The organism is Streptomyces sp. NPDC014991, from assembly GCF_043080665.1.
Lineage (GTDB): Bacteria > Actinomycetota > Actinomycetes > Streptomycetales > Streptomycetaceae > Streptomyces.
Map to the genome: position 1 here is coordinate 157,210 of NZ_JBIBVY010000014.1, position 24,355 is coordinate 181,564.

23 protein-coding genes and 4 pseudogenes are annotated in these 24,355 nt (G+C 71.5%); 10 read left to right on the plus strand and 17 right to left on the minus strand.

Going from position 1 to position 24,355, the window contains the following annotated elements; genetic code table 11:
* Positions 1–54: 54 nt before the first annotated feature.
* Both ACF1BE_RS22580 and ACF1BE_RS22585 read left to right on the plus strand, forming a co-directional pair.
* Complete coding sequence (locus tag ACF1BE_RS22580; RefSeq protein WP_392200799.1) at positions 55–801, plus strand: hypothetical protein; 747 nt, start codon at positions 55–57, stop codon at positions 799–801.
* A 108-nt stretch (positions 802–909) separates the two neighbouring features.
* Positions 910–2,475 (plus strand): CocE/NonD family hydrolase, encoded by a 1,566-nt coding sequence (locus ACF1BE_RS22585; protein WP_392200800.1) that lies wholly within the window; start codon positions 910–912, stop codon positions 2,473–2,475.
* 79 nt (positions 2,476–2,554) lie between these two features.
* Here the strand turns inward: ACF1BE_RS22585 and ACF1BE_RS22590 are convergent.
* The 6 genes and pseudogenes from ACF1BE_RS22590 to ACF1BE_RS22615 form a co-directional block, all read right to left on the minus strand.
* Positions 2,555–2,763 (minus strand): annotated as a pseudogene (locus ACF1BE_RS22590) (amino acid ABC transporter permease); the annotation flags it as partial.
* Positions 2,764–2,974: 211 nt separating this feature from the next.
* Complete coding sequence (locus tag ACF1BE_RS22595; protein ID WP_392200801.1) at positions 2,975–3,394, minus strand: DUF6278 family protein; 420 nt, start codon at positions 3,392–3,394, stop codon at positions 2,975–2,977.
* Positions 3,395–3,409: 15 nt separating this feature from the next.
* Entirely contained in the window at positions 3,410–4,189 is a 780-nt protein-coding gene (locus ACF1BE_RS22600) for an exodeoxyribonuclease III (protein WP_392200802.1), read from the minus strand.
* Positions 4,190–4,229: 40 nt separating this feature from the next.
* The gene (locus ACF1BE_RS22605; protein ID WP_392200803.1) at positions 4,230–4,865 is read right to left on the minus strand and encodes an MBL fold metallo-hydrolase; all 636 of its coding nucleotides are present in this window, start codon (positions 4,863–4,865) and stop codon (positions 4,230–4,232) included.
* 39 nt (positions 4,866–4,904) lie between these two features.
* Positions 4,905–6,194: a 4-carboxymuconolactone decarboxylase gene (pcaC, locus tag ACF1BE_RS22610; RefSeq protein WP_392200804.1), complete on the minus strand. Its 1,290-nt coding sequence runs from the start codon at positions 6,192–6,194 to the stop codon at positions 4,905–4,907.
* Positions 6,195–6,439: 245 nt separating this feature from the next.
* Positions 6,440–6,670, minus strand: a complete 231-nt coding sequence (locus ACF1BE_RS22615) for a transposase (protein WP_392200805.1) — start codon at positions 6,668–6,670, stop codon at positions 6,440–6,442.
* A 78-nt stretch (positions 6,671–6,748) separates the two neighbouring features.
* Between ACF1BE_RS22615 and ACF1BE_RS22620 the strand changes: the two genes are divergently transcribed.
* The gene (locus tag ACF1BE_RS22620) at positions 6,749–7,969 is read left to right on the plus strand and encodes a metallophosphoesterase (protein WP_392200806.1); all 1,221 of its coding nucleotides are present in this window, start codon (positions 6,749–6,751) and stop codon (positions 7,967–7,969) included.
* Positions 7,970–8,261: 292 nt separating this feature from the next.
* Here the strand turns inward: ACF1BE_RS22620 and ACF1BE_RS22625 are convergent, their stop codons facing one another.
* A complete protein-coding gene (locus ACF1BE_RS22625) occupies positions 8,262–8,750 on the minus strand; it encodes a GNAT family N-acetyltransferase (protein WP_392200807.1) in 489 nt (162 codons plus the stop codon).
* A 161-nt stretch (positions 8,751–8,911) separates the two neighbouring features.
* Here ACF1BE_RS22625 and ACF1BE_RS22630 point away from each other — a divergent pair, with 161 nt between their 5' ends.
* From ACF1BE_RS22630 to ACF1BE_RS22640, 3 genes are all read left to right on the plus strand, one after another.
* Positions 8,912–9,436: a PadR family transcriptional regulator gene (locus ACF1BE_RS22630; protein ID WP_392200808.1), complete on the plus strand. Its 525-nt coding sequence runs from the start codon at positions 8,912–8,914 to the stop codon at positions 9,434–9,436.
* Positions 9,433–10,125, plus strand: coding sequence for an ABC transporter ATP-binding protein (locus tag ACF1BE_RS22635; protein ID WP_392200809.1), 693 nt, complete (start codon positions 9,433–9,435; stop codon positions 10,123–10,125). Before ACF1BE_RS22630 ends, ACF1BE_RS22635 begins: the two co-directional genes overlap by 4 nt.
* Before the next feature lie 65 nt (positions 10,126–10,190).
* Complete coding sequence (locus tag ACF1BE_RS22640; protein WP_392200810.1) at positions 10,191–12,506, plus strand: ABC transporter permease; 2,316 nt, start codon at positions 10,191–10,193, stop codon at positions 12,504–12,506.
* Positions 12,507–12,562: 56 nt separating this feature from the next.
* Here ACF1BE_RS22640 and ACF1BE_RS22645 read toward each other — a convergent pair.
* From ACF1BE_RS22645 to ACF1BE_RS22670, 6 genes and pseudogenes are all read right to left on the minus strand, one after another.
* Positions 12,563–12,941 (minus strand): annotated as a pseudogene (locus ACF1BE_RS22645) (flavoprotein); the annotation flags it as partial.
* A 7-nt stretch (positions 12,942–12,948) separates the two neighbouring features.
* Complete coding sequence (locus tag ACF1BE_RS22650; RefSeq protein WP_392200811.1) at positions 12,949–14,145, minus strand: MFS transporter; 1,197 nt, start codon at positions 14,143–14,145, stop codon at positions 12,949–12,951.
* The gene (gene crcB, locus ACF1BE_RS22655) at positions 14,142–14,516 is read right to left on the minus strand and encodes a fluoride efflux transporter CrcB (protein WP_392200812.1); all 375 of its coding nucleotides are present in this window, start codon (positions 14,514–14,516) and stop codon (positions 14,142–14,144) included. The genes ACF1BE_RS22650 and crcB (ACF1BE_RS22655) overlap by 4 nt, the downstream gene beginning before the upstream one ends.
* Entirely contained in the window at positions 14,513–14,860 is a 348-nt protein-coding gene (locus ACF1BE_RS22660) for a DUF190 domain-containing protein (RefSeq protein ID WP_392200813.1), read from the minus strand. Before ACF1BE_RS22660 ends, crcB (ACF1BE_RS22655) begins: the two co-directional genes overlap by 4 nt.
* Positions 14,857–15,342 carry a fluoride efflux transporter CrcB gene (crcB, locus tag ACF1BE_RS22665; RefSeq protein WP_392200814.1) on the minus strand — a complete coding sequence of 162 codons (486 nt, stop codon included), beginning with the start codon at positions 15,340–15,342 and terminating at the stop codon, positions 14,857–14,859. The genes ACF1BE_RS22660 and crcB (ACF1BE_RS22665) overlap by 4 nt, the downstream gene beginning before the upstream one ends.
* A gap of 509 nt (positions 15,343–15,851) precedes the next feature.
* Complete coding sequence (locus tag ACF1BE_RS22670) at positions 15,852–16,508, minus strand: hypothetical protein (protein WP_392200815.1); 657 nt, start codon at positions 16,506–16,508, stop codon at positions 15,852–15,854.
* A 211-nt stretch (positions 16,509–16,719) separates the two neighbouring features.
* Between ACF1BE_RS22670 and ACF1BE_RS22675 the strand changes: the two are divergent.
* The 3 genes and pseudogenes from ACF1BE_RS22675 to ACF1BE_RS22685 all read left to right on the plus strand — a co-directional run.
* Positions 16,720–17,451, plus strand: a pseudogene (locus ACF1BE_RS22675) (substrate-binding domain-containing protein); the annotation flags it as partial.
* A gap of 340 nt (positions 17,452–17,791) precedes the next feature.
* Positions 17,792–19,477 (plus strand): ribonuclease J, encoded by a 1,686-nt coding sequence (locus ACF1BE_RS22680; protein ID WP_392200816.1) that lies wholly within the window; start codon positions 17,792–17,794, stop codon positions 19,475–19,477.
* Between the two features lie 364 nt (positions 19,478–19,841).
* Positions 19,842–21,080 (plus strand): PP2C family protein-serine/threonine phosphatase, encoded by a 1,239-nt coding sequence (locus tag ACF1BE_RS22685; RefSeq protein ID WP_392200817.1) that lies wholly within the window; start codon positions 19,842–19,844, stop codon positions 21,078–21,080.
* Between the two features lie 53 nt (positions 21,081–21,133).
* On the opposite strand, the pseudogene ACF1BE_RS22690 reads toward ACF1BE_RS22685, so the two are convergent.
* The 3 genes and pseudogenes from ACF1BE_RS22690 to ACF1BE_RS22700 form a co-directional block, all read right to left on the minus strand.
* Positions 21,134–21,683, minus strand: a pseudogene (locus tag ACF1BE_RS22690) (hemolysin III family protein).
* Positions 21,684–21,718: 35 nt separating this feature from the next.
* Complete coding sequence (locus ACF1BE_RS22695; RefSeq protein WP_392200818.1) at positions 21,719–21,922, minus strand: cold-shock protein; 204 nt, start codon at positions 21,920–21,922, stop codon at positions 21,719–21,721.
* Positions 21,923–22,168: 246 nt separating this feature from the next.
* Positions 22,169–22,507 carry a MerR family transcriptional regulator gene (locus ACF1BE_RS22700; RefSeq protein ID WP_392200819.1) on the minus strand — a complete coding sequence of 113 codons (339 nt, stop codon included), beginning with the start codon at positions 22,505–22,507 and terminating at the stop codon, positions 22,169–22,171.
* A 1,067-nt stretch (positions 22,508–23,574) separates the two neighbouring features.
* Here ACF1BE_RS22700 and ACF1BE_RS22705 point away from each other — a divergent pair.
* A complete protein-coding gene (locus ACF1BE_RS22705) occupies positions 23,575–23,934 on the plus strand; it encodes a hypothetical protein (protein ID WP_392200820.1) in 360 nt (119 codons plus the stop codon).
* A gap of 156 nt (positions 23,935–24,090) precedes the next feature.
* Here ACF1BE_RS22705 and ACF1BE_RS22710 read toward each other — a convergent pair whose 3' ends face one another.
* The gene (locus ACF1BE_RS22710; protein ID WP_392200821.1) at positions 24,091–24,345 is read right to left on the minus strand and encodes an SCO5918 family protein; all 255 of its coding nucleotides are present in this window, start codon (positions 24,343–24,345) and stop codon (positions 24,091–24,093) included.
* Between the last annotated feature and the right edge of the window lie 10 nt (positions 24,346–24,355).

Below are 24,355 nucleotides of genomic sequence, written 5' to 3' on the forward strand. Positions count from 1 at the left end.
CACATCGAACACCGGTACGTACGTCTACCCTCGGGCCCGCTAGCATGCGCGGCCATGAACGACGACGTGCGCAACATCGTCCTCGGTGTCATGGCGGCAGGTGTCAGTGCCGCGCTGGGCTGGCTCGCCCGCACCTTCCTGTGGCGGCGGGGGCTGCGCCGCAAGCAGGCCTTCTTCGGGCTGCCGGACCACTCCGAGTCGCTGCTGGTGGTCAACCGCAACGCGGGCGGCCCCGAACTGGCGGTGATGCGGCACGACGTGTTCGCCCTGCTGGAACTGTCCGCCCTCATCAAGGACTGTCACGCGCACGCCCAGGTCGTCGCGCACGACGCGGCCCGGCAGGGTTTCGGGGAGCGTACGGAGTTCTGCCTCGGCGGCCCCGCCTCGAACCACCGCACGGCGGCTCACCTGTCCTCGTTGCTGCCGGGCGTACAGGTGAACGTGGAGGCCGAGCCCGGTCCGGAGCGCGGGGCCTTCCGGATCGACGGGACCGACTACCGCGGGGAGCACGGCCGGAGCGAGTACGTGCTGCTCGCCCGGCTCACCGCGGGCGAGCGGCGCGACTCCCGCCCGGTGTTCCTCTTCTGCGGCCAGAGCGCCATCACCAACCAGGCCGCCGCCCGCTATCTCGCCCGCCACCACGAGCGGCTGGCCCGCAGGTACGGCACCGGTTCCTTCGTCCTGCTGCTGAAGGTGGTCAACTCGCGGGCTTACGGACCCGATGTGGTGGAGCTGGTGGCGGACGTGACGCGGGCGGCGCGGACACCGCTGCCGGAACCCGTGGCCGGCGACGACGAGTGAGCCGTCAACAATCTTTACCCGTACGTAACTTACCGACGGGTTACTTACGGTAAGGAGGCGCGGTTACCGTCGGGTCACTTTGCACGGAACCAGTGAAGGAGTGACCCCATGGGACCCAGTCGCGCCGCTCTGCGCACCTCCGCGGCGGCAGCCGTCTCGGCGGCCCTGATCGCCGGCACCGTGACCGTCCTCGCGCCGGCCGCCGAGGCCGCCCCGTCCGTCCGCTTCGTCGACATCACCGGCGACGGCGGCACCGTACTCAAGGCCAACGTCCTCACGCCCGCGGGCGCCGACGCCTCGGCCCGCTACCCGCTCGTCGTGCTGCCCACGAGCTGGGGCCTGCCCCAGGTGGAATACCTCGCCCAGGCGCAGAAGCTCGCCGACTCCGGCTATGTGGTGGTCGGTTACAACGTGCGCGGCTTCTGGCAGTCCGGCGGCCGGATAGAAGTGGCCGGTCCGCCCGACACAGCGGACGCCTCCCGGGTCATCGACTGGGCCCTGGCCCACACCCCGGCCGATCCGCGGCACATCGGGATGGCCGGGGTGTCGTACGGCGCCGGGATCAGCCTGCTCGCCGCCGCGCACGACAAGCGCGTCAAGGCCGTGGCCGCGCTCAGCGGCTGGGCGGACCTCATCGACTCCATCTACTCGGGCCGCACCCAGCACCTCCAGGCGGCGGCCGTGCTGGACGGCGCGGCCACCCTCACCGGCCGCGAGAGCCCCGAACTGCGCGCCATTTTCGACAACCTGTACTCCTCGAACCTGTCCAAGGAACAGGAGATGATCGACTGGGGACGGAGACGTTCCGCCGTGACGTACACCGACCAGCTGAACGCGAACGGCGCCGCGGTCATGCTGGCCAGCGCCTGGGGCGACACGGTCTTCCCGGCGAACCAGTACGCCTCCTTCTACGAGAAGCTGACCGGACCCAAGCGGCTGGAGCTGCGCCCCGGCGACCACGCGACCCCCGAACTGACCGGCCTGTTCGGGCTGCCCAACGACGTGTGGACGGACACCGAGCGCTGGTTCGACCACTACCTCAAAGGCGCCGACAACGGCATCGAGCGCGAACAGCCGGTCCGGCTGAAGTCCCGTAGCGCGGGGGGATACGAGGGCTACCCGGACTGGAAGTCGGTCGGCGCGACCCGGCGGAACATCGCACTGGCGGGCTCCCCCACGATCCACGCGAACGTCGACTCCGGCGCGGACGGCGGCATCGTCTTCCTCTCCAGCATCCTGGACCAGGTCGCCCAACTGCCGCCCGTCGCCTCGATGCCGCTGCTGCCGCGCCGCTGGGCGGCCGTCTGGCAGTCGGAACGCTACGGCAGCGCCCAGCGGGTGCGCGGCACGGCGACACTGCACACCACGCTCACCCCGACCGCGGAGAGCGGCACCTTCGTCGCCTACCTGTACGACGTGGGTCCGCTCGGCATCGGCAAGCTCGTCACCCACGCGCCCCGCACCTGGCACGGGCGGACGCCCGGCGAACCGTTCACCGTCGACCTGGACCTGTTCTCCACGGCCTACGACGTCCCCGCCGGGCACCGCCTCGCGCTGGTGGTCGACACGGTCGACCCGCTCTACCTCGAGCACAACCCGTCCGGCGCGCAGCTGACCTTCTCCTCGCCGGTGGACGACCCGTCGTACGTGTCCGTCCCCTTGCGCGAGCAGTGATCTCCGGCTGCCGCCGGACGAGCCTGGCCCGTGTGGTCTGCTGCCCCCTTGCGGTCCCGGGGCCATGGGGGGGCTCCCCACCCGGCAGCAGCGTCCCAGGGCCGGCCGCGGCGACCGCCACGGCCGGCCCTGGGACTGCGCTGCTCACGGCGGGACACCCGGCCGGCGAACCACGAGAGCAGCAGGCACATCCCGATGTGGATCGGCGGTCACCATCACCACGGGGATGAACGGCAAATCGTAGTCGAGGTTGGCGGCAACGCGATTCCCGGCGTGGGGGAACTCCTCACGCAACTCGCGCATGCCGACCGCGAACGCGGCCTCCCAGCGGCCGGATCCGCCGGTGACCCCACCCGTGCGACAGGCCTCGGCGCTCACTCCCGGCGGCGCCGTGGCCGGCGCAATCTGCCCGGACGGCAGGGGAGTTGACCGGCGACCCGCACCGTCCGGACCTGAGCCCCAGGTACGCCGGCGGGGCGACCGGACGGTTCCCCGGCAGTCAAACCTCGGCGATCTCCGCGTACAGTTGGGACAGCTCGGGGACCCCGCTGACCGCCCATTCCTGCCCGGCCGGCACCACCTCGACGGTGCGGCCGGAGGCGAGCCGCACGACGGGCTCGCCGTCGGACGTGATCTGCCAGGCGGCGCCGGGTACGGTCCGCACCACGACGGTGCCCAGGTACAGCCCGGCGTCGTGGCCCAGCCAGGGCAGCAGCTCGGCGTCGTCACGCCAGCGCGGCACCAGCTGGTCCAGGGCCTCCAGGGAGGCCGGGGTGTCGTCGAGGTGGACGCCCGCCCGGACCGCCTGCGAGCGGAGCAGCTCGCACTCGGAGAGCAGCGCTGCGACCGCCCCGGGGTCGGCCGGGAGCGCCGCGTCACCGTTCTTCTTGTGCCGGGGGCCCAGGAACGGAAGGTGCATGGACCCAGCGTGGCATCACACGTCCAGGTCGACCACCACCGGCGCGTGATCGGAGGCCCCCTTGCCCTTGCGCTCCTCGCGGTCGACGTAGGCGTCCTTGACGGCACGGGCGAACGGCTCGTTGCCGTACACCAGGTCGATGCGCATGCCGCGGTTCTTGGGGAAACAGAGCTGGCGGTAGTCCCAGTAGGTGAACGGGTGGTCGTACTTCAGCGGGCGCGGCACGACGTCGCTCAGTCCCGCCTCGCGCAGCGCCGCCAGGGCCGCGCGCTCGGCCGGGGTGACATGGGTGGAGCCCTCGAAGGCGGCCCGGTCGAATACGTCGTCGTCCGTCGGCGCGACGTTGTAGTCACCCAGCACCGCGAACGGGCGGCTGCCCTGCGCGTCGCCCTGCACCGCCGCTCTCAGGGCCTCGAACCACTGGAGCTTGTACGCGTAGTGCGGGTGGCCGACCTCGCGGCCGTTCGGCACGTACACCGACCAGACGCGGACCGGACCGCAGGTAGCCGAGAGGGCGCGCGGCTCGGTCACGCCGTCGTAGCCGGGGTCGCCGGGCAGGCCCTTGAGCACGTCCTCGATGCCGACGCGGGAGAGCACCGCCACGCCGTTCCACCGGCCGGTCGCGTGGACCGCCGCCTCGTAGCCCAGCTCGCGCAGCTGGTCGGCCGGGAACTGCTCCTCGGCGACCTTGGCCTCCTGGAGGCACAGCACGTCGGTGCCGCTGGTCTCCAGCCAGGCCAGCAGCCTCGGAAGGCGGGCGGTGATCGAGTTCACGTTCCAGGTGGCGATGCGCATGTCCCACAACCTACCCGGCGGGTGTGACAACCGGCCGTGCTCACAGGTCGGCGGAGGCTCCCGGGGGCAGCCGCAGGTGGTCCGTGCCGCCCAGGGCGCCGATCTGGCGGTCGTAGATCGGCCGGGCGAGGTCGGTGAGCAGCGCGTCGTGGACGTCGTAGGCGCGCTGCGGTTCGACCTCGCGAACGTAGTCGATGACCTCGGAGATCTTGCTCCAGGGCGCCATCACGGGGAGCATCAGGGTCTCCACCGGCCGGCCGGGGACGGTCAGGGCGTCGCCGGGGTGGAAGACCCTGCCGCCGTCGATCAGGTAGCCGACGTTGGTGATCCGCGGGATGTCCGGGTGGATCACCGCGTGCAGCTCGCCGTGGACCTCCACCTCGAAACCGGCGGCGGTGAACGTGTCGCCGTGGCCGACCGTGTGCACACGGCCCGGGAAGGCCGCCGCGATCTGGTCGGCGACGGACTTCGGCGCCCAGACACCGGCGGCCGGGTTCGCCTCCAGGGCGGCCCGCAGCCGGCCCTCGTCGAAGTGGTCCGCGTGCTCGTGCGTGACCAGCACGACGTCCGCGCCGACCGCCGCGTCCTCCTCGGAGAACCCGCCCGGGTCGATGACGAGGGTGCGCCCCTCCTTGTCGAGGCGGACGCAGGCGTGGGACTTCTTCGTGAACTTCATGGCTCACCATCCTGCCGCGTACGGCCGCCCCGCGGGGCCCTACTCGGCGGGCGTGGTCTCCTCCCGGATGACCTCCCGGGCCACCCGGAACGCGCGGTTCGCGGCCGGCACCCCGCAGTAGACGGCCGACTGGAGCAGTACCTCCGCGATCTCGTGCGGGGTCAGTCCGTTGCGCAGGGCCGCGCGGGTGTGGGCCGCCAGCTCCTCCTGATGACCGCCCGCGACCAGCGCGGTGAGCGTGATGCAGCTGCGGGTCCGGCGGTCCAGGCCCGGACGGTCCCAGATCTCGCCCCAGGCGTAGCGGGTGACGAACTCCTGGAAGTCCCCCGAGAACTCGTCGGCCTCCGCCAGCGCCCGGTCCACGTGCGCGTCGCCGAGGACCTCCCGGCGGATCTTCAGCCCGGTCCCGTACCGGTCGGGCTGCCCGGCGGCCTGCGCCGGTACGGCCGCCGGGGCGATCTCGGCGACCGGCGCGGCCTGCGGCGGCACGGCCGGGACCGGGACGACCGGGACGTTCGGCAGGGCGCTCTGGCCGGTGTCGAAGGGCTGCTGCCAGGCGCTGGAGAAGTGGTGCACCAGCAGGTCGGTGACGGCGGCGGGCTGCTCCACCGGGACCAGGTGGGAGGCGCCGGGTACGACCGCGAGGCGGGCGTCCGGGATGCCGGCGACCAGGGTGCGGGCCTCGGCGGGACCGGTGACCTGGTCGTCGGCACCGACCAGCACCAGGGTCGGCACGCCGACCCGGCCCAGTTCCGGCCGGACGTCGAACCCGGCGAGGGCCTCGCAGGCGGCGATGTAACAGCCCGGGTCGGTGGTCCGGACCATCTGTACCGCCCACTCGGTGATCGCCGGCTGCGCGGCGGCGAACCCGCCGGTGAACCAGCGGTCCGGCGCGGTCCGGGCGATCGGGTCCAGCCCGTTGGTGCGGACGATCACCCCGCGCTGCCGGAACTCGTCCGCCGTGCCGAACCGGGGCGAGGCCGCGACCAGCGCGAGGGAGGCGAGCCGCTCGGGGTGACGCAGGGCGAGCTCGATGCCGACGGCGCCGCCCAGCGCGCAGCCCGCATACCCGAACCGCTGCACTCCCAGCGCGTCCAGCGTCACCAGCAGCCGGGCGGTCAGCTCGGCGACCGAGCCGGCCGGATGGGCGGGGGCGCCGCCGTGGCCGGGCAGATCGAAGCGGAAGACCCGCCACTGCTTGGTCAGCTCCGGCACCTGGCGGTCCCACATGTGCCACGTGGTACCCAGTGAGGGACCCAGGATCAGGACCGGGGCCTCTTCTGGCCCGTCGAAGCGGTATTGCAGGGGGTTCGGCGGTGTCTCACTCACGCCCCAGACCCTCTCACGTATCACGGACGCCCCCATAACGGGGGGACGCCGGACACCGTCCTGACCAGGTTGAAAAGTACGCGGGCGGCGTATCGCTCGAGGCGTCGGACGATTTCGCGTCGGGTCCGGCCCTCCTTGCTGCGGCGTTCGCAGCAGCCCTGGGTGCGCGCGTCGACGCGCGGGCGAGTCGCGCAATCCGGTGCAGCGTTCGCCTGCCGATCACCGCCGCGGTCGAGGCGGCGGTACTACCGCCTGCCGGAGGAGCGCTCGACGGGGCTGACCCCGCACAAAGCGGCAAAGGACGCCTCACCTCCCGGACGTCCCGGGTTGTCCCCCACCGTGATCAGCAAGATGACGGCCGCGCCCGGTCCCACCCCGACCGGCGCCTGATCGGTATGCCGTTCGCAAGGGTGTGCGGCCACGGCCGACGCCGGCAGGATCGGGAGGCCACCTCGCCACAGGGGGCTGCCCACCATGAGCACCCCGTCCGTCCGGCCCGGGACGGCCGGATACAGTGCGCGCGACGGCAGCCTGGTTGCTCAAGGAGGGGAAGCGTGACCGACACCAGCGAAACCCGATCCGCCGACAGCGCGGCGCACGCGACCCAGCGGAGCCGACTGCACCGCCTGATGCGCTACCTTCCCCTGATCGCCCCCGTCCTGCTGTGGACCGTGCCCTGCTGGCTGCTGCTGCACACCGGCCAGCACTGGCCGCTGCCTGTCACGCTCGCCGGCACCGCCCTGTTCGCCCTCGGCCTGATCGGTATGCCGCTCGCGATGGTGCGCGGCCACGGCCGACGCCAGCAGGACTGGGCGGCGATCGTCGGAGACACCCTGCTGGGCATCATCTGGACCCTGTTCACCTGGTCCGTCGTGCTCGGCGTCCCGCTGCGGCTCGCCCTGACCGTGACCGGCGTCGGCGACGGCCAGGACCGGGCCCGGATCGTCACCTGGGCGGTCCTCGGCGCAGCCACCGTGCTGCTCACCTGGGGGTACGCCGAGGCCCGCCGGGTACCACGGGTACGCCGCCTGGACGTGCGACTTCCGCGCCTGGGGGCCGGGTTGGACGGCACACGCGTCGTCCTCATCACCGACACCCACTACGGCCCGCTCGACCGCGCCCGCTGGTCGGCGCGGGTCTGCGAGACGGTGAACGCTCTGGAGGCCGACCTGGTCTGCCACACCGGAGACATCGCGGACGGCACGGCCGAACGCCGCCGCGCCCAGGCCGCTCCGCTCGGCACCGTGCAGGCCACCCGGGCCCGGGTCTACGTCACCGGCAACCACGAGTACTACAGCGAGGCCCAGGGCTGGGTCGACCTGATGGACGAGCTGGGCTGGGAGCCGCTGCGCAACCGCCATCTGCTGCTCGAACGCGGTGGCGACACGCTCGTGGTCGCCGGCGTGGACGACGTCACGGCCGAGTCCTCCGGCCTCGCCGGCCATGGCGCCCACCTCGCCGGAGCCCTGCACGGCGCCGACCCCGACCACCCTGTCCTGCTCCTGGCCCACCAGCCCAAGTTCGTCGACCGGGCGGCAGCCGGCGGCGTCGACCTCCAGCTCTCCGGCCACACCCACGGCGGCCAGATCTGGCCCTTCCACCACCTGGTCCGCATCGACCAGCCCGCCCTCGCCGGCCTCAGCCGCCACGGCACGCGTACCCTCCTCTACACCAGCCGTGGCACCGGCTTCTGGGGCCCGCCCTTCCGCGTCTTCGCCCCGAGCGAGATCACCCTGCTCGTACTCCGCTCCCCGCAGCGGCCCCCCACGCCGTAGCGCTGGGCGGGCCGGCGGTTCCGCCTGGGGACGCCGCCTTCCAGGAAGAGCGGGCGGCGAAGAAGGACATCGCACCCCGGACCCTCCGGCCGGACGCCGCCGCGGACTCCCCACCGGCTACGACTCCGGCGACCTGCGGTCGGCCTACGGCCTGACCTCCGCCGCCTCCGCCGGCGGGTAGTCACAGCCCCTGCCCCGTGAAGCTCGGCCGACCGGCGTAGGTGCGGTCCACGGTGGAGCGGATCACGGGTGTTCGAACGCGAAGCCGGCGCCCCGCCGACCGGCACGCGCGTCATTCCGGAGTAATGCGAAACTCGAACTCGGGACGGTCCCACGGCACGGCGGGCGGGTTCGCGAACGCGGTCCCGGTCCGCACCGCACCGACGCGGTGGTAGAAGTCCTCGGCGGGAAGATGCGACACGACCTTGAGACGGTCGATCCCGGCGGCACGGGCCTCGGACCGCATGTGCGCGACGAGCAGCCGTCCGATACCCCGTCCTTGCACTTCGTCGGCGACGAACAGCAGGTCGAGCTCCGGTGGAGCGAGGACGAGCGAGTAGAACCCGAGGACCCGGCCGTCCTGCTCGTCGGCGCCGACGGCCACAAAGGCGCGGTGGGCCTCGATGTAATCAGGACCGACCCGGTAGCCCGCGACCGCGGCTGCGTACTCACCCCGGTAGGCGCCTGAGCCACGCACGAGCCGCGTGAGCCGTTTGGCATCCCGCGCGACGGCCCTCCGTATCGTGATCGGCTGGCTGGCCAGGGAAGTGCGTGAACTCATCCGGAGAGTATTCCGTACCGGGGAGCGCCTCCGTGCGGCGGGTCGACTGCTCGGGCAGGGCGATCCCGCACCGCTCCCGCACACCCCGCCACAAACCGCACACTCGGTATATACACTCCGTGTATACACGTCGCGTATACACAGTGTGTAGAGTGCGGGTCATGTCCATCGGTCACACCCTTTTAGGGCTCCTGGAAACCGGCCCGCGCCACGGCTACGACCTCAAGCGGGCCTTCGACGAGAAGTTCGGTCACGACCGGCCGCTGCACTACGGCCAGGTCTACTCGACGATGTCCCGGCTGCTGAAGCACGGCCTCGTCGAGGTCGACGGGATCGAGGCGGGCGGCGGCCCCGAGCGCAAGCGCTACGCGATCACCGAAGCCGGCGTCACCGACGTACAGCGGTGGCTGGCGACCCCGGAGAAGCCGGAGGAACACCTCCAGTCGACCCTCTACACCAAGGTCGTCCTCGCCCTGCTCACCCGGCGCGACGCCGCCGAGATCCTCGACACCCAGCGCTCCGAGCACCTGCGCAGCATGCGGATCCTCACCGACCGCAAGCGCACGGGCGACCTGGCGGATCAGCTGATCTGCGACCACGCCCTGTTCCACCTGGAAGCCGACCTGCGCTGGCTGGAGCTGACCGCCGCCCGGCTCGACAAACTCCGTAAGGCTGTGACCCGATGACGACTTCTCCCCCCGGTTCCCTGCTCACCGCGCGCGACCTGCGCAAAGCGTACGGCCCGACCCACGCGCTGGACGGCGCCGAGTTCTCCGTACACCCCGGCGAGGTCGTCGCCATCATGGGCCCCTCCGGGTCCGGCAAGTCCACACTGCTGCACTGCCTCGCGGGGATCGTGCCGCCCGACTCCGGGTCGATCACCTACAACGGGCGTGAACTGACGAAGATGACCGATGCCCGGCGCAGCGCGCTGCGCCGCTCCGAGTTCGGCTTCGTGTTCCAGTTCGGTCAGCTGGTGCCCGAGCTGACCTGTGTGGAGAACGTCGCCCTGCCGCTGCGGCTGAACGGCTCCTCCCGCAAGGACGCCGAGCGGACCGCGCTCGGCTGGATGGAGCGCCTGGAGGTCGACGACCTCCGGGCCAAGCGTCCCGGCGAGGTCTCCGGCGGCCAGGGCCAGCGGGTCGCTGTGGCCCGCGCGCTGGTCACCGGACCGCGCCTGCTGTTCGCCGACGAACCCACCGGCGCGCTCGACTCCTTCAACGGCGAACGCGTGATGCAACTGCTGACCGAAGCGGCCCGCTCGACCAGCGCCGCCGTCGTCCTCGTCACCCACGAGACACGCGTGGCCGCATACTCCGACCGCGAGATCGTCGTCCGCGACGGCAGGTCCCGCGACGTGGAGCGCGCCGTATGAGTCCGCGCAGGGGGCACCTCCCAGGCGAGCGAAGCCGAGCATGGGGGAGGGCCAGAGACCTGGCCATGGGGGCCCGTTTCGCCGTCACCGGCGGACGCGAGGGCTGGATCCGGATGACGCTCACCGCCGTCGGCGTCGGCCTCGGTGTGGCACTCCTCCTGCTGTGCACCGCCCTGCCCAACGTGTTCGCCGCCCGCCAGAAGGTGGAGGACGCCCGCTACGACAACACGTACTCCGACAAGGCCCCGCCGAAGGCCGACAACACCTTCCTGATCGCCGACACCGACACCACCTGGCACGACGACGACGTGCGCGGCCGGCTCATCGAGCCCGAGGGCAGGCGGGCGCCGCTGCCCCCGGGTGTCGACAGCTTCCCGGGCAAGGGCGAGATGGTGGTCTCCCCCGCGCTCAAGGACCTGCTCGCCTCGGACGGCGCAAAGCTGCTGCGGGAGCGGCTGCCCTACAGGATCACCGGCACGATCGGCGAGAGCGGACTCATCGGCTCCCACGAACTGGCCTACTACGCGGGCGCCTCGGGGCTGGAACTCACGGACTTCTCCCCGGTGCACCGGCTGACCGGGTACGGCAAACCGGACGCGACACCCGAGAAGACCGACCCGGTGCTGCTGCTCATGATCCTGGTCGTGTTCGTGGCGCTGCTGACCCCGGTCGCCGTGTTCATCGCCGCCGCCGTCCGCTTCGGCGGCGAGCGCCGCGACCGCCGGCTGGCCGCGCTGCGCCTGGTCGGCTCGGACAGCCACATGACCCGGCGGATCGCGGCGGGCGAAGCACTCGCCGGAGCCCTGCTCGGCCTGGTCGTCGGCACCGGCTTCTTCCTCCTCGGCCGTCAGACGCTGGGATCCACCGAACTACTGGGCGTGAGCGTCTGGCCCAGCTACCTCGATCCCTCCCCCGCGCTCGCCGCGCTGGTCGCGGTGGCGATCCCGGCCGCCGCCCTGCTCGTCACGCTGCTCGCGATGCGCGGCGTGGTGGTGGAACCGCTCGGCGTCGTACGCGCGGCCAAGCAGCGCCGCCGCCGGCTGTGGTGGCGGCTGCTGCCGCCGCTGGGCGGCCTCGCGATGCTCTACCCGATGATCGGCAAGGGCCGCAAGAACGGCGACTTCAACCAGTACCTCGTCATCGGCGGCGTGCTGCTGCTGCTGGTCGGCATCACCGCGCTGCTCCCCTGGGTCGTGGAGGCGGTCGTCGTCCGCCTCGGCAAGGGCCCGCTGTCCTGGCAGCTCGCGGTACGGCGGCTGCAGCTGAGCAGCGGAACCGCCGCACGCATGGTCAACGGGATCGCCGTCGCCGTGGCCGGAGCCATCGCCCTGCAGATGCTGTTCACGGGAACGCAGAGCCAGTACACCAAGGCCACCGGCAAGGACCCCGGCCGGGTCCAGATGCAGGTCACCTTCAGCGACCGCAAGCCGCTGTCCGGTGTCGAGCGCGAATTCACCGGCACCAAGGGGGTACGGGCCGCAGTGGCCCTGGCCATCTCGCAGTACGGGGACGCGCGTCGCGACCCGAAGAACACCAACGGCCTGACCGTGGGTGACTGCACCGCCCTGCGCGAACTCGCCACGCTGCCCTCCTGCAAGGACGGCGACGTGTTCGTCACGCGAACGAGGAGCGGCTACACCTCCCCCGACAACGCTGACGAGATCGCCGTGGTGAAGCCCGGTCGGCAGCTCTACATCGACCCGTCGTACGACGACGCGACCGAACGCGGCATCGAGGTCCCCTGGACCGTTCCGGCGAACGTGCGGGTGGTGGACGCGCGCAAGGACGCACTGCAGGACTCCAACAGTCTCCTGGTCACCCCCGCCGCCCTGCCCGCCGGGGCCGCGCCCGCGTTGTTCTCGGACGGGGTCTACCTGCGTCTGGACCCGTCGGTGCCGGACTCACGCGAGTACATACGCAACGTCGTCGCCCGGATCGACCCCCTGGCACGTACCTACAGCTGGTCGGCGACCGAGGAGGACGTCAAGTACACCTCCATCCGCACCGGCCTGTTCGTCGGATCCGCCTTCGTGCTGGCACTGATCGGCGCGAGTCTGCTGGTCTCCCAGCTGGAGCAGCTGCGCGAGCGCAGGAAACTGCTCTCCGCGCTGGTCGCCTTCGGTACCCGGCGCCGCACGCTGAGCCTGTCGGTGCTGTGGCAGACGGCCCTCCCGGTCGGACTCGGCCTCGTACTGGCCACAACGGTGGGCATCACCCTCGGCTCGGTGCTGCTGAAGATGACCCGTACACCGGTGGCCATGGACTGGGCGAGCGTCCTGACCATGACCGGCGTGGGCGCGGCCGTGGTCGGCGTGGTCACGCTGCTCAGCCTGCCGCCGCTGCTGCGGATGATGCGCCCGGAGGGCCTGCGCACGGAATAACCCCTCCCGCCTCTCCCGAAGTGGGCTCCTCCTGCCAGGAGGAGCCCACCCCGGCACGCAGGGCAAGCCCGGTCGCGCGTCAGCCGGACCTCGGAGAGGAAGGACAGGTCGGGGCGGAGGCCGGTGAGGACGATGACCTCGTCGACCGGGTCAAGGCGGCGGCCGTCCTCGGCGACGAGGACCAGCCGGTCGCCGTCGCGGTCCACGGCCTGGGTGCGGAAACCGGTGACCGCGCCGGCGTGGCCGCCCTCGACGGCGGCCTTGACGCGCAGACCGAGGGCGCCGCGGGCGGGCAGTTGGTCGGCCTCGCCGCCGCCGTAGGTGGAACCGGTGATGCCGCGGCGCAGGATCCAGACCGCGTGCGTGCCGTCCCCCTACCTCGGCCGGTTCGGCGAGGTGGGCGAGGGCGGTGAAGGCGGAGGTGGATCCGACTCTCCCGGGTTCAGCGCCACGTGGCTCGCGTGGCGGCCAACAGCACCAGAGCGAGGATCTGGACGGCGACCACCACCGTGATCAGCACGGGGATCGAGTAGCCGTACAAGCCGCCGGTCAGCGCCCCACCGGCCATGCTCGCCGCGCCGACGACACCGGCGAACAGGCCATAGGCGGTCGCCCGGCGTCCGCTGGGCACCAGATCCGCGACCACGGCGCGCAGCGTGGACTCCTGGACGCCCATGGCCGCGCCCCACACCAGTGACCCGGCCACCGCGACCGCGACCGTGTCCGTGAACGCCAGCACGGCGACCGCGGCGGTCAAGGGCGGCAGCGCCATCAGCACGCGAGCGCCGTGGCGGTCGTACAGCCGACCTGTGGCGAGCGCGGCGACGGCGTCGACGGCCATGGCGGCGGCGTAGAGCACGGGCACCCAGGCCGCTGCCATGAGGTGCCGTTCGACCAGGTGGTAGGACAGCACGCCGAACGTGGCGGACCCGGCAGTGGTGGCGGCGGTGAACGCCGCGTACGTCCAGAACGCGGCGGGCAGACGGCCGTCCGGCGCGGGCTCGTCCTCGCGAGCCACCGCCTCCCGCTCGTACGCCTCCGGGTCGGGCACCCGGGCCCGCAGCCACACCAGCAGTCCCAGCACCGCGACTCCGGGGATGGCGAGCACGCCGAGCGCGGGTCCGTAGTCCCCTGCGGTGATGGCCAGCATGCCCGCCACGACGAGCGGCCCGACCAGAGCCCCGACCTGGTCCATCGCCTCGTGCACGGCGAAGCCGCGCCCGCGTCCGGTCGCGGCGGTGGCGTGCGACAGCATGGTGTCCTTCGCCGGCGAGCGCACCGCCTTGCCCACCCGCTCGGCGACCACCAGCGCGCACGCCGCCCACAGGGCTCCCACGACGCCCAGCAGCGGTACGGAGACCACCGTCAGGGCGTATCCGGCGATCGCGAGGCCCCAGAAGCGGCGGGTACGGTCCGCGAGCGGGCCGGAGACCAGCCGCAGCCCCAGCGCCGCCGCCTCACCGGCTCCCGTCACCACGCCCACCACCAGCGCCGACGCGCCCAGCGAGGCCAGCAGCGGGCCGGTGATCGAGCGGGCGCCCTCGTACACGAAGTCCGCGAGCAGACTGACCGTGCCGAACCACACCACGAACCGCCACGCCCGCATCCCGCCCGGCTGCCGGGCAGTAGCGCTGGTCACATCCACAACGCCTCGGCGAAGGCGACCCCGACGAACACGGCGCCCAGTGCGGCGACCACGCTCGCGATCACGTTGGCGGCGGCGAAGAGCCGCGCCCCGTCCTCGGCCAGCCGCAGCGTCTCGTAGGAGAACGTCGAGTACGTCGTCAGTGCCCCGCACAGCCCGGTGCCCAGCAGCAGCTGCACCTGCGAGGACGCGGCACCTGCCACCACCGCCCCGCTCAGCAGGCCCAGCACGAAGCTGCCCAGGACGTTCACGGTGAGGGTGCCCCACGGGAAGACGGTGTCGTGCCGCTTCTGCACCGCGCGGTCGGTCAGGTAGCGCAGCGGGGCGCCCATCGCGCCGCCGACGACGACCAGCAGCCAGTTCACGCCTCGTGCCCCCTGCCCACGTACCGGATGACCTCGCAGTCGTCGAGGATCACCAGCCCCTCGCCGACGAGTTCGTCGAGCTGCGGCAGAAAGGCGCGCACCGGCTCCTCGTCGTCCACGATCACGATGGCCACCGGCAGGTCCTCGCTCAGCGACAGCAGCCGGGAGGTGTGGATCAGCGACGACGCCCCGAAGCCCTCGATGCCCCGGAAGACGGAGGCGCCGGCCAGTCCGGCCCGGTGCGCGCGGTGCACGATCTCCGAGTACAGCGGCTTGTGATGCCAGGTGTCGTTCTCCCCGATGAAGACCGTCACCCGCACAGCCCTGCCTGTCAGCCTCGTCATCCCTGCCTCCATGCCACAACGCGGCGCGTCGCCGTCACCGCGAGCCATACGGCGGCCAGCGCTGCCGGCAGCGTCGCCGCGAGATAGGCCAGACCGGTGCGGGCGTGGCCCGCGTCCACGAGCTTCTGGATGTCGACGGCGTACGTCGAAAAGGTCGTGAAGCCGCCCAGCACACCGGTGCCGAAGAACGGACGCACCAGCCGGTGCGCCGCCCACACATCCGTGATCACCACCATGAACACGCCGATCACCGCACAGCCGGCCACGTTGATCCACACGGTGGTCCACGGGAACGACCCCGCCGCGGCGGGCCACAGGAGCGAGGCCCCGTACCGGGCGCAGGCGCCGGCGGCTCCGCCGAGCGCCACCACCGCCACGATCGGCCCCTGCGTCCGCCAGGACCGCTGCCACTGGGCGCGCAGATGGAGACCGACGTCGGGGTCCGTGGGGTCGCCCACCGCCTGGGACTTCGGGGCTGTCATGAGCACACGTCTCCTACTCGCCGGGGCCCGCACGCACACGGGCACACACCACCGCAAGTAGGGACTGTCGGCGGCACCGGTGCCGCGGTTCGGGTACGGCGAGCCCCACCGCCGTCGGCAGTCGTCGTGGACGACAGCCGAGGAACAGCGTAACCCCGGCGGCCCCGCAGCTCACGGCCGTCCTGCCCGGCGCACTCGCGACAGGCCACGCGTTGCCCATCGCCGGGTCGATGACCTGGGAGGTCACCTGGGCGCTGATCCTGGGCTCACAGTCCCTCACTCACGCCCCGGACCCTCTTGACGTGTCACGACTGCCTCTGTGACGGGGGGCATGACTGTGTGGGCCTGACCAGGTGGACGGCCTTCGCCCCTACGCCGGAACCCCCGAGACGGGGGTGACGGCCCCCCGAACGGGCGGCACTCCCTGGACGACCCGATGGCCGTGCGGGCGAGGCGGTGGGTGATGCCACGCCGGCGTGACCGTCGGCGCGGATGACCGCACGGTCCGCCTACGGGCAGGCCTCGCCGAACTTGACCGCGGTGAGCGTGACCGGCCGGCCGTTCGACACGCCGCCGGCTGCGGGCGTCTGGGTGCAGACCTGCCAGTTGCTCTCCATCAGCACCCATCGGTCCTGCGTGGAGGCGTCCTTGACCGTGATCGACGTCCCCGAATCCAGTGCCGCCCGCGCCGCCTTCACCGACTTGCCCTTGAAGTCCGGCATCCTGCCGCCCGAGGCTGTCGGCTCCTTCTGGTCCTTCGCGGGGCAGGACTCCTCGAGCTTCACCGCCCCGAAGTCCAGCGTGGTGTCCGCCGGCACGGTCTTGCCCGCTGCCACGTTCTGGGAGCAGACCTTCCAGTTCCGGTCGAACGCCTGCATACGGCCGCGGCCGAGCGCGTCATGCGATGTCAGCGAGTAGAACCCGTTGGCCTGTGCGGCGTCCTGCGCGGACTGCAGGCCCATCCCGACGAAGTTCCGCACCGCCTTCGGAGCGGCACCAGCCGGCTTGTCGCCCTCGGACGGGGCACTACTGCTGGGTACGGCCGACGAGCCGCTGCCGGCCGACGAGCCGCTGCCGCCCGTGCCGGAGCCGTCGTTCGGCTGGCAGGCGACGGTCAAGCCGGCGGCGGCACAGAGCAGGGCAGCACTGATGATGCGGGTACGCACGGATCTCCCCGGGTGGAGCGAGTACAGGCGGGACACGCTAGACCACACGTGACGCAAACGTGAACGTCCGTCACCGGGCTGTGACACGACAACGCCCCCGCCCCTGCCAACCGGCAGGAACGCAGGCGTAGTCGACCGGGCTGCTCGATCGGCCGGTGATACGTACGCTCGTGCTCGGCGATGCCGGCAGGCGCCCCTCGGTGGCCGGGCCCGCTGGCGGGCGCTCACGGACAAGTTCCTCGCCCGCCGCGTCAGCATCCTGATGGTCGTGCCGTCCGTCGGCGCGGACCACTCCCACCTCAAGGCCCATCGCGCCGCCGGCCTGCCCGTCGTCTTCATCGACCGTCCGGGAGCGGGACTGTCCACGGACAGTGTCGTCAGCTCCAACCGTGCGGGCGCCCACGACGGCGTCGCCCACCTGATCGCCCACGGCCACCGGCGCATCGCCTTCATCGGTGACCTTCCCACCAAGCTCTACACGCGTCGGGAACGTCTGGCGGGATACCGCTCGGCCCTCCAGGAAGCCGGTCTCCCCCACGACCGCTCCCTGGTCACCAACGCCCACGACCAGGACGGAGCCGCCAGTGCCACCTGTCGGCTCCTGAATCTGGCGGATCCCCCCACAGCCCTGTTCGCCGGCAACAACATCGTCGCACTGGGAATCGTCACCGAACTGGCGCGCAGCAAGCGGAAGGACGTCGCCGTCGTCGCCTTCGACGACGTGCCGCTCGCCGAGGTGCTCGATCCGGCCCTGACCGTCGTCGCCCAGAACCCCGAGGAAATCGGCAGGACAGCGGCCGTCGCCGCCCTGGCACGCCTCGACGGCGACCGCTCCCGCGCCCGCACCATCACGGTCCCCACACGACTGATCGCCCGAGGCTCGGGGGAGTGTCCTGCCCCCGCGGTACCGGAAGCCCGTGGAGTGCGGCGGCCCGGAGCCTGACCCACCGTGCCGACTCCCCGGAGCGGTGCCCTTCAGCCGGCAGCCCCCTCCAGGACGGCCCGCACCGTGGCACGACGGCCTGGACACCACCAGCTGTGCCCGGCGAAGCGAGCGGCTTCCGGGTCCGCTCGGCCCACCTCGTCCTGAGCACCGACGGCACCCGCTTCCCGACAGCGGTCCTGGGGCCCGCCAGGCGGCGGCGAACGCCGGGGAACCGTACCGGCCACCGGCGTGATCCGGTCGTACCGGGGCATCCACGGCGGGTGTCCCGCCGCGTCGGGAAGGAGAGATCACACAGCCGATGGATCAGCCCGTCCCGCTCTCCGGGTAACGTCAAGGTATGAGTCATCCGCACCCCGAGCTGAAAGCCGCCCCGCCTCTTCCGAAAGGAGGGCTGCGGGTCATCGCCCTTGGCGGCCTAGGTGAGATCGGCCGTAACATGACCGTCTTCGAGCACGCCGGCAAACTGCTCATCGTCGACTGCGGCGTGCTGTTCCCCGAGGAGACCCAGCCCGGCGTGGACGTGATCCTGCCGGACTTCACCTCGATCCGGGACCGGCTGGACGACATCGTGGCCGTCGTACTCACCCACGGCCACGAGGACCACATCGGCGGCGTGCCGTACCTGCTGCGCGAGCGGTCCGACATCCCCGTCGTCGGCTCCAAGCTGACGCTGGCGTTCCTGGAGGCCAAACTCAAGGAACACGGCATCCGGCCGCGTACGGTGCGGGTGCGGGAGGGCGACCGACGTAGTTTCGGGCCCTTCGACTGCGAGTTCGTGGCGGTCAACCACTCCATCCCGGACGGCCTCGCGGTCGCGATCCGCACCGGCGCCGGGATGGTGCTGCACACCGGCGACTTCAAGATGGACCAGTTCCCTCTCGACGAGCGCATCACCGATCTGCGCGCCTTCGCCCGCCTCGGCGAGGAGGGCGTGGACCTGTTCCTCACCGACTCCACCAACGCCGAGGTACCCGGCTTCACGACCTCCGAGCGTGAGCTGAACCCGGCGATCGAGCAGGTGATGCGCACCGCGCCGCGCCGGGTCATCGTCTCCAGCTTCGCCAGCCATGTGCACCGCATCCAGCAGGTCCTCGACGCCGCCCACCAGCACGGCCGCAAGGTCGCCTTCGTCGGCCGGTCGATGGTCCGCAACATGGGCATCGCCCGTGACCTGGGCTATCTGAAGGTCCCGTCCGGTCTGGTCGTGAGCACGAGGGAGCTGGAGAAGCTTCCGGACCACAAGATCACTCTGGTGTGCACCGGCTCCCAGGGCGAACCGATGGCCGCGCTGTCCCGGATGGCCAACCGCGACCACATGATCCGCATCGGCAAGGGCGACACCGTCCTGCTCGCCAGCTCCCTCATCCCCGGCAACGAGAACGCCATCTTCCGGGTGATCAACGGACTCACGCGGTGGGGCGCCCACGTCGTCCACAAGGGCAACGCCAAGGTGCACGTCTCCGGGCACGCCAGCGCCGGCGAACTCGTCTACTGCTACAACATCGTCAAACCCCGCAATGTCATGCCCGTGCACGGCGAATGGCGCCACCTGCGGGCCAACGGTGATCTCGCCATCCGTACCGGTGTCGACCCGGACCGGGTCGTCATCGCCGAGGACGGAGTCGTCGTCGACCTCGTCGACGGGCGCGCCTCCATCACCGGCAAGGTCCCCGCCGGCAACGTCTACGTGGACGGCATGGAAGTCGGCGGCGCCACCGAAGCGTCCCTCAAGGACCGCCTCACCCTGGCCGCCGAAGGCGTGGTCACGGTGGTGGCGATCGTCGACGCGGACACCGGCGCCCTCGCCGAGGCCCCCGACTTCCTGGCCCGTGGCTTCGTCCACGACGAGACCACCTTCGAGCCGGTCATCCCCGTCATCGAGAAGACCCTGTCCACCGCGGCCGAGGAAGGCGTCGGGGACGCGCGCCAACTGGAACAGCTCCTCGCCCGTGCCGTGGCGAACTGGGCGTTCCGCACCCACCGCCGCAAGCCGCTCATCATCCCTGTCATCATCGACGCCTGAGCCGCGGCCCGGCAGCACCGTCCCCGGTCGCGGCCCCGCGAGCATCGAGTTCGACGGGGTGTCCCGCATCGGGGACGGTCCCGGGGGTGTCCGGAGCGTCGTACGAGCGTCACGGTCACGCCGGGCGAGGGTGTGCGGGACCTCGCCCACCTGCACACCGTCGGCGCTCGGCCGGCAGGCGAACCGTTCAGGGCTCTGTGGTGCAATGACAGCTGCCCGGCACCGGGTCCGGCGCGGTCGCACCCGGGACCGGACCCTGAGCACCAGCGAGCGGCGAGGAGTCACGGTGACCGTATGCGGGCCTGACGGGGACGATGGGCCGACCACCCGTACTCCGGGAGACGAGGATGGCCGGGCCGCGGCGATGACCTTGGCGGAAACGCTGGCGGCGGCGGAGGCCGCGGCGCCCGTGGAGTCGCTCGACGTGGTCGCAGGCATGCTCAGGGAGCACCTCGGAGCCGCGTCGGTGTCGTTCCTCATCACCGACTTCACCGGCGGCTCGGTCGTCCGGCTGGGGGCGGCGGGCAGCGTCGAGACCGATCAACCCGCCCGGCGCATCGCGCTGCGGGGCACCGTGTACGACGACGTGGTCCGTACCCAGCGGCCATGCGTGGAGCACAGGGCCGAGGACGCGCTGGTTCGGGTCGTCGCCCCGGTGACCAACCGCGGGGATGCCATCGGGCTCCTCGAACTGTTCCTGCCCGCGGCGCCGGACGCGGAGGTGATGCGGGAGATCGGCGAGACCGCGCACGCCCTGGCGTACATCGTCATCGCGAACCGGTCCTTCACCGACGTGTACCAGTGGGGCCGCCGTACGCTCCCGCTGAGCCTGGCCGCCGAGATCCAGCACCGGCTCCTCCCGGCGTCACTGGCGTGCGAGGCGGCGCAGTTCACGGTCGCCGGGGCGCTGGAGCCGGCCGACCACGTCGGGGGTGACACCTTCGACTACGTGATCGACCGGGACACGGTCGAGCTCTCCGTCACCGACGCCATGGGTCACGACGTCGACGCCGCGCTGCTGGCCACCCTCCTGGTGGGCGCCCTGCGCCGGGCCCGGCGGGCCGGTGCCGATCTCGCCGAACAGGCCCGCCAGGCCGACCGGGCCATGCGCGAGCACGGCCGCCAGAGCTACGTCACCGGCCAGCTCCTGCGTATCAGCCTGATCGACGGCAGGACCGAGTTCGTCAACGCCGGGCACCCCTGGCCGCTGCGGATGCGGGACGGACAGGTGCGGGAGATCGTTCCGGAGATCGATATGCCGTTCGGCTTCCATGCCCCTCACAGTTACCGGGTCCAGTCGCTGGACCTGCGTCCGGGCGACCGGCTGGTGATGCTGACCGACGGCATGCTGGAGCGCGACGCCAGGAGCCTCGATCTGTCGGACCTGATCGTCCGCACCCGCGCGCTGCATCCCCGTGAGGCCGCCCGCACTCTCATCGCGGCGGTCGTCGACGCCCACCGAGGTCACCTCCAGGACGACGCGACCGTCATGTGCCTGGACTGGCACGGCGTCGACAACTCCCGGCGGGATGCCGACACCGGCGCCGACCTCGCCGAGGCCTCCGCCCCGTCGCGGACGGGGCGGACCGTTCCCGGGCGATGACTCGGGGACCTCTCCGGGCGATGAGCGGCACGGGCCGGAACACGGTCGCGGGATCATCGGATGGCGAGGGAAATGGCGGCGTAGTGGGCGGGGAAGGCTGCCTCGGTCAGGGCGTGGAACACCTCGTGGTGGGCGAACCAGCGGGGTGAGGGGTCGGGCCGCCGGAGAGCGTGGACGACCGCGCCCGCGCTGTGGAGAAGTGCGCCGGCCACGATCAGGACGGCTGCGGCCGCTCCGCCGGTGCGCAGGAAGTCGGGCAGGCAGCGCACCGGCGCCCACCCGAGGGCCAGATAGCAGGGGTGTACAGCCGGCGTGGAGCGCCGCCTCACGGGTCCCGGAACGCGATGCCGGCCGACGCGCCCGCCCGCACGACCCACAGCGGTACGGACCGCTGGTCCGGCGGGAGGAGGGGCTCGGTCAGGGGGTGCGGGTACCGGCGATGATCAGGAAGATGTCGGCGTGGTCGAGACGTCGTAGCAGAGCCTCACCCAGCGGCCCCCAGGTGCCGCGGCGGTAGGTGGCGCTCGTCGCGAGAGAAGATCCGGGGCCGCGCAGCAACGGCTGCGCGGCCCCGGATCCTGTGCCCGCCCGGCACGAGAGCAGGCGCCTTCGTCCGGGTGGGCGGCAGAGCTACGAGGTCAGGCCGGGGTGATGTTCTCGGCCTGCGGGCCCTTCTGGCCCTGGGTGACGTCGAACGTCACGATCTGGCCCTCCTGGAGCTCCCGGAAGCCCGTGGAGTTGATCGCGGAGTAGTGCGCGAAGACATCCGGGCCGCCGCCGTCCTGGGCGATGAAACCGAAGCCCTTCTCCGCGTTGAACCACTTCACAGTACCCGTTGCCATGTCTTATGCCTTCCAGTCGATGAACGCCTTCCACTCCATGTGGCAGGCGGAGGTGATCGCCCTGGTCCCTGCGGCACAGCACAGCAAAACGCCCACACCGAAGGCGCGGGCAAGAGGGAGATCCGAACCACGACAGCTGACGCAGACGCTACACGTCCGCACGCCGCGTCACCAGAGGAAAACGATCACACCGCAGACCGGGGACGGTGCACGCGGTGCCCGCCGACGCGGCCGGGCACGCTCAGCTCATGCTGCTGCGGTCGGGTTCGCTGATTCGGCGGCGCGGCGATATTCGGCGTTGAGGCGCTGGGCTTCCTCGAGTTGGTCCTCGAGGATGACGATCCGGCAGGCGGCCTCGATGGGGGTGCCCCGGTCGACGAGTTCCCGGGCGCGGGCGGCGATGCGCAGCTGGTAGCGGGAGTAGCGGCGGTGACCGCCCGCGGAGCGGAGCGGGGTGATGAGGCGGGCTTCACCGACGGCGCGGAGGAAGCTCTGGGTGGTGCCGAGCATCTCGGCGGCCCGGCCCATGGTGTAGGCGGGGTAGTCGTCGTCATCGAGACGGCCGAACAAGTCGTCTGCGGTCATCGCACCTCTCTGTGTAACGGGTCGAGGGGCCCCGGCGCCGCACCGGCACCAGGGCCCCGAAGGAACTGCTACACCATCCGCCGGCCCTGATACTGCGCCGGCCTTCTGTTTCCGCGGACCCGACCTGAACGCTGTCGGGGGCGCGGGGATCGCGGTTGCTCGACCGGAGACCACCTCACTATCGATGTCCTGCGGTACCCGGGTCCAAGATTTCCTCCCGGGCGATCCTGATGGCGCGGGGCTCCTCCGTTCTTCCCTCTTGATCAACTACTCACTTACGGGAACTGCGTACTGCTGGGTGCTACGAACTGCTGGTGGCCTCGAACAGCGCCACTCTTCGACAGCCGGCCTCATCGCCCGTCCTGCTACTGCTCCGGCTCAGAGCCCCACTGCCGAACTTCCCGGCGCGCGCGCCCGCAGCCCGACGCCTTCACCGAGGAACCACTTGTCCTGCACTGCTGGTACCGCGAACCGCACTTACGGAACTACTGCTCACGGCGGCCCCTGATCACTGCGGGCCACCCGGTCCGGTCGTCAGTCCCGTCACCGTCCTGCAACCGCTCTGGCTTCGGAACTCCACCACCGCACCGTCCTGCGCACTGCGAACTGCGTGTACCACTGCCCGGCAGTTCATCTCTGCCGGGCCTCGCTCGATCTCGACTACGAGAGAAACCATAACCACGCCACCACCCAATGTCTACCTTGGCGGGGACAGATTTCCGAACACTCGAAGGTGAGGTAATCGGCCCCGGCCGCTCCACGGGTGCTTCGATCAGCTCCCAGGTCCGGTCCGGCGCCCGGGCGCCGCACAGCCGTGGAGAGCGTCGGGCGGTGCCGCAGTCCCGCTGCCGCGTCGGTGGCACTGTCGCTCCGCCGGGTCGGTGGGTGGGGGCGGGCACCGGGGCGGGGCAGGCACGGGCCGGGCACGGACGATGCAGAGACCGGGGCGACCGGGACGACACGATGACCGTCAGCGCCGCGGCCGTCCGTTCCACGACAGAGCGCCTGCCCTGCCCGGTGGCGTCACCGCTCAAGCAGCCGGATGGCCGGCAAATATAATCGGCCTCATGTCGAAGCCTGACGAGCTGCTCGTTGACGTCGCCGCACTGGTGGAGTCCGGGCAGAGCAATCAGATGTCCCTGACCGTAGTCACCGGTGGCGCTGTCATCACCGGTCGACTGGCCCCCGAAGCAGTGTGGAGACAGCGGGTGTCGGACGTGCTGACGGACTCCGCCCGCCTGGGGGAGTTCTCCGCCGTCTTCGACACCCCCGCGAAGAAGGACGGGCCGCCCACGCATCTGCACTTCCATGTCGCCCGCATCCTGCAGGGCACCGTGGGGATCCCGGAGACGGGCGGGATGTACCGGGTGGCGATCGAGGACGTCAGCGCCTGGACCGTGGGCGACTTCAGCTATTCCGACCACTGAGCGAGCACTGCGGCGGGAACCCGGGCGCATTGAGGTGTGGGTCCGGCCGGCGTGTGCCGGCCGGACCCACACCGCTGTCCGGAGTCGGGCTCGTGCCTGTCACCCGGTCAGACCTCGACGGGGGCGCCGAGCATCGCGGCGGCTTGCCACTACGGGTCAGGAAGGCGTAGGGGTGCCGCGCAGGGAGCGGCAGGTGAAGCCGAGCTGAGCCATGGCCCGGAGGACTTCGGCGGCGCTGAAGTCACGGCGGTCCTGGCGGGTGATGACCTGGCCGACCTGTTTGGCCGGGTAGTGACGACGGCCGATGATCACGGATTCGTCGACGACCGGTTCGGGCTTGACGCCTTTCATCGATTCCAGCACGCCACCCTTGGTGAGCTCGAAGGGGAAGCGGGCGATGACGCAGCGCATGCGGCCTCAC

Excerpts from the sequence above, each read along its gene's own strand:
- ACF1BE_RS22580 (WP_392200799.1), top strand. The coding sequence starts at position 55 with ATGAACGACGACGTGCGCAACATCGTCCTCGGTGTCATGGCGGCAGGT.
- ACF1BE_RS22585 (WP_392200800.1), top strand. The coding sequence starts at position 910 with ATGGGACCCAGTCGCGCCGCTCTGCGCACCTCCGCGGCGGCAGCCGTC.
- ACF1BE_RS22595 (WP_392200801.1), bottom strand. The coding sequence starts at position 3,394 with ATGCACCTTCCGTTCCTGGGCCCCCGGCACAAGAAGAACGGTGACGCG.
- ACF1BE_RS22600 (WP_392200802.1), bottom strand. The coding sequence starts at position 4,189 with ATGCGCATCGCCACCTGGAACGTGAACTCGATCACCGCCCGCCTTCCG.
- ACF1BE_RS22605 (WP_392200803.1), bottom strand. The coding sequence starts at position 4,865 with ATGAAGTTCACGAAGAAGTCCCACGCCTGCGTCCGCCTCGACAAGGAG.
- ACF1BE_RS22615 (WP_392200805.1), bottom strand. The coding sequence starts at position 6,670 with ATGGTGGGCAGCCCCCTGTGGCGAGGTGGCCTCCCGATCCTGCCGGCG.
- ACF1BE_RS22625 (WP_392200807.1), bottom strand. The coding sequence starts at position 8,750 with ATGAGTTCACGCACTTCCCTGGCCAGCCAGCCGATCACGATACGGAGG.
- ACF1BE_RS22630 (WP_392200808.1), top strand. The coding sequence starts at position 8,912 with ATGTCCATCGGTCACACCCTTTTAGGGCTCCTGGAAACCGGCCCGCGC.
- ACF1BE_RS22635 (WP_392200809.1), top strand. The coding sequence starts at position 9,433 with ATGACGACTTCTCCCCCCGGTTCCCTGCTCACCGCGCGCGACCTGCGC.
- ACF1BE_RS22640 (WP_392200810.1), top strand. The coding sequence starts at position 10,191 with ATGGGGGCCCGTTTCGCCGTCACCGGCGGACGCGAGGGCTGGATCCGG.
- ACF1BE_RS22660 (WP_392200813.1), bottom strand. The coding sequence starts at position 14,860 with ATGACGAGGCTGACAGGCAGGGCTGTGCGGGTGACGGTCTTCATCGGG.
- crcB (WP_392200814.1), bottom strand. The coding sequence starts at position 15,342 with ATGACAGCCCCGAAGTCCCAGGCGGTGGGCGACCCCACGGACCCCGAC.
- ACF1BE_RS22680 (WP_392200816.1), top strand. The coding sequence starts at position 17,792 with ATGAGTCATCCGCACCCCGAGCTGAAAGCCGCCCCGCCTCTTCCGAAA.
- ACF1BE_RS22685 (WP_392200817.1), top strand. The coding sequence starts at position 19,842 with ATGACCTTGGCGGAAACGCTGGCGGCGGCGGAGGCCGCGGCGCCCGTG.
- ACF1BE_RS22695 (WP_392200818.1), bottom strand. The coding sequence starts at position 21,922 with ATGGCAACGGGTACTGTGAAGTGGTTCAACGCGGAGAAGGGCTTCGGT.
- ACF1BE_RS22700 (WP_392200819.1), bottom strand. The coding sequence starts at position 22,507 with ATGACCGCAGACGACTTGTTCGGCCGTCTCGATGACGACGACTACCCC.
- ACF1BE_RS22705 (WP_392200820.1), top strand. The coding sequence starts at position 23,575 with ATGTCGAAGCCTGACGAGCTGCTCGTTGACGTCGCCGCACTGGTGGAG.
- ACF1BE_RS22710 (WP_392200821.1), bottom strand. The coding sequence starts at position 24,345 with ATGCGCTGCGTCATCGCCCGCTTCCCCTTCGAGCTCACCAAGGGTGGC.